This window comes from Paracoccus sp. (in: a-proteobacteria) (assembly GCF_046462195.1).
Taxonomy (GTDB): Bacteria; Pseudomonadota; Alphaproteobacteria; order Rhodobacterales; family Rhodobacteraceae; genus Paracoccus.
The window spans coordinates 1-3,388 of sequence record NZ_JBKGUN010000285.1 but is presented as its reverse complement, the minus strand read 5'-3'; the positions used below and the strand labels follow the sequence as shown (position 1 = coordinate 3,388).

Genomic DNA, 3,388 nt, shown 5'->3' with positions numbered 1-3,388 from the left:
TGGATCATCGGCATGCTGATCTATATCCTGATGATGGCCACGGCCTTCATGGGCTATGTGCTGCCTTGGGGTCAGATGTCCTTCTGGGGCGCGACTGTGATCACCGGCCTGTTCGGCGCCGTGCCGGGCGTGGGTGAAACGCTCCAAACTTGGCTGCTGGGTGGACCGGCCGTCGGCAACGCGACCCTGAACCGCTTCTTCTCCCTGCATTACCTGCTGCCCTTCATCATCGCCGGGCTGGTGTTGGTCCACATCTGGGCCTTCCACTCGACCGGAAACAACAACCCGACCGGCGTCGAAGTGCGCCGCACCAGCAAGGAAGAGGCCGCCCGCGACACGCTGCCCTTCTGGCCCTACTTCGTGCTGAAGGACCTGTTCGCGCTTGCACTGGTTCTGGTGGTGTTCTTCGCGATCGTGGGCTTCATGCCGAACTACCTGGGCCACCCCGACAACTATGTCGAGGCAAACGCCCTGGCGACGCCGGCCCATATCGTGCCGGAATGGTACTTCCTGCCGTTCTACGCCATTCTGCGCGCCTTCGATAACGAGGTGTGGCTGGTGCAGTTGGTCAGCTTCCTGTCCTTCGGCATCATCGACGCCAAGTTCTTCGGCGTGCTGGCGATGTTTGGTGCGATCGTCGTGATGGCGCTGGTCCCGTGGCTGGACACATCGCGCGTGCGCTCGGGCCGTTACCGCCCGATGTTCAAGTGGTGGTTCTGGCTGCTGGCCGCTGACTTCATGATCCTGATGTGGGTGGGCGCCATGCCGGCCGAAGGGATCTATCCCTATATCGCGCTGGCAGCTTCGGCCTACTGGTTCGCCTACTTCCTGGTCATCCTGCCGATCCTGGGTGTCATCGAGAAGCCGTTGCCCATGCCCGCGACGATCGAGGAAGACCACCTGGCGCATTACGAATCGCCGACGCGAATGGCCGAGTAAGGAGAGCCGTAGATGACCCTGAGAACCAAGACGCTCACGGCGGTTGCGGCCCTGACGATTTCTGCGACCGGCTTCGCGCTGGCGCAGGAAGGCACGACCACCGTGCCCATGCAGCCCGCCGAAACGCAGACCGCACCCCAGTCGGGCACGACCTTTGTGGCCACGCCGGCCGCCGAGGCGCCGGCCGAAGGAACCGCGGCGGCCGATCAGGCTGCAACCGGTGAAGCAACCGCCCCCGAAGGCCAAGCCGGAGCCGAGGCTTCGGCCGAGGCAAGCCAGGAGGCAGAGGCCCAGCCTCAGGCCTCCGGAGAGCCGAGCGACGTTCCGCAGAACCCGGGACGCCAGCAGCCCGACAGCGGGGACGAGGGCGTTGACGCCGTCGGCCTGACCGAGGGCGGCACGGGCGTTGTTCCCGTGGAAACCCAGCAAGGCACGTCGCCCGTCGAGGAGCACTTTGCCCCCGAAGAAGGCGTCGTCGACGCCATCACCGGCCACGGCGAAGAAGGCGAAGAGGGCGAAGAGGGCGAAGAACACGAAGCCAGCCACGGTGCCGGCCATGTCGAGGACGTGGACTTCAGCTTTGAAGGCCCGTTCGGCAGCTTCGACCAGTTCCAGCTTCAGCGCGGGCTCCAAGTCTATACCGAGGTCTGTTCGTCCTGCCACGGCATGAAGTTCGTCCCGATCCGCACGCTGTCGGCCTCAAACGGTCCCGGCCTGCCGGAAGATCAGGTCCGCGCCTATGCGGCCGAGCTTTTGCCGATCTTCGACGAGGATCTGGGCGACGAGCGCGCCCGCCTTCCGACGGACCACTTCCCGGCGGTTTCGGGCGACGGCATGGGTCCCGACCTGTCGCTGATGGCCAAGGCACGCGCCGGCTTCCATGGCCCCTATGGTACCGGTCTGAACCAACTGGTGCGCGGCATCGGCGGCCCGGAATACATCCACGCGATTCTGACCGGCTATACCGGCGAAGAGTTGGAACAGGCCGGAACGCTGCTTTACGGCAACGCCGCCTTCCCGGGGGGCTATATCGGCATGCCGCCCCCGCTGTCGGACGACCGGGTGACCTACGAGGACGGCACCCCCGCCACCGTGGACCAGATGTCGATGGACGTGGCGGCCTTCCTGATGTGGACGGCCGAACCCAAGATGATGGACCGCAAGGCCATCGGCCTGGTGGCGGTTCTGTTCCTGATCGTGCTGACCGCGCTGCTGTACTTGACCAACAAGCGCCTGTGGGCTTCCCACAAGATCAAGAAAAAGCATTGATCCATCCTGCAGGACATCCGGAACGCGCCCCATTCGGGGCGCGTTTTTTCATGGCTGGACAAGACCTCATCCGCCCGTTTGACTGCAGGCGGGCAAGCGGAGATGGACATGGCAATCTGGAACCTGGGCTCGATCAATATCGACCATGTCTATCATCTTGAAACCCTGCCCCGCCCGGGCGAGACCCTGGCTTCCCGAGGTTATTCCGTGGGGTTGGGCGGCAAGGGCGCGAACCAGTCAGTGGCCGCGGCTCGGGCCGGGGCGGTGACCCATCATCTTGGGGCGATGGGCAGGGCCGATGATTGGGTACTGGACCGGCTGTCCGACAGTGGCGTCGATGTCAGCGGCATCCTGCGGCTGGAAGATCAGGCCACCGGGCATGCCATCATCCTGCTGGATCGCGAAGCCGAAAACGCCATTGTCATCCATCCCGGCGCCAATCGGGCCATCGATCGAATCAGCCTGCTGGACAGGCTGATGGCACTGGGGCCAAAGGACAGCCTGCTGATCCAGAACGAGACGAACGCCCAAGTCGTTGCGGCACAGGCGGCACGGGCCCAGGGCGCTTGCGTGATTTATTCCGCCGCGCCATTCGATCTGGAGGCTGTCCGCGCGATCCTGCCCCATGTCTCGGTCCTGGCCATGAATGAAGGCGAGGCGCAGCAGTTGTTTGCCGGTGTTCCGGGCGCCCTACCGGTCCAAGGATTGCTGATCACCCGTGGGGCGCAGGGGGCGGAGTACCGCGACCTGACAACCGGACAGACCTATGAACAGCTGGCCTTTCCTGTCACTCCGGTGGATACGACCGGCGCGGGCGATACATTCGCCGGGTACTTCGCGGCTGCGCTGGACGGCGGTGACGACATTCCTGCCGCCCTGCGCCTTGCGGCGGCGGCGGCGGCGCTGAAGGTCACGCGTGCGGGCGCGGGCGACGCGATCCCCACGCGCGCCGAGGTCGAGGATTTTCTGGCGCGCTAGAGCGTGTCGCCCTCAATCGGGCTGATATCCTGCGGCCTTGAAGTGGTTGTCGCCCTCCTTGCCGGAGAAGAGGTCGCAGACCTGGCCAACCGCAGCCCAAGGCGGATCGTAGGTGCGGGCGGCGGCTTTTCTGATCAGCGCCTCGAGGCTGGAGACTGCCCTTTCGATCGGGTTGAGGTCGGGGCTGTATGGCGGCAGGAAC

The 3,388-nt window shown here is 64.9% G+C and carries 3 protein-coding genes and 1 pseudogene; 3 read left to right on the top strand and 1 reads right to left on the bottom strand.

The window, feature by feature from the left end:
• The 3 genes from ACLHHB_RS17150 to ACLHHB_RS17140 all read left to right on the top strand — a co-directional run.
• Positions 1-939: cytochrome b (locus ACLHHB_RS17150; RefSeq protein ID WP_410219495.1), on the top strand; the 939-nt coding region annotated here is incomplete at its 5' end.
• Positions 940-1,422: 483 nt separating this feature from the next.
• Complete coding sequence (locus ACLHHB_RS17145) at positions 1,423-2,208, top strand: cytochrome c1 (protein ID WP_410219496.1); 786 nt, start codon at positions 1,423-1,425, stop codon at positions 2,206-2,208.
• 108 nt (positions 2,209-2,316) lie between these two features.
• Positions 2,317-3,186 carry a ribokinase gene (locus ACLHHB_RS17140; RefSeq protein ID WP_410219494.1) on the top strand — a complete coding sequence of 290 codons (870 nt, stop codon included), beginning with the start codon at positions 2,317-2,319 and terminating at the stop codon, positions 3,184-3,186.
• 12 nt (positions 3,187-3,198) lie between these two features.
• On the opposite strand, the pseudogene ACLHHB_RS17135 reads toward ACLHHB_RS17140, so the two are convergent.
• Positions 3,199-3,388, bottom strand: a pseudogene (locus ACLHHB_RS17135) (IS630 family transposase); the annotation flags it as partial.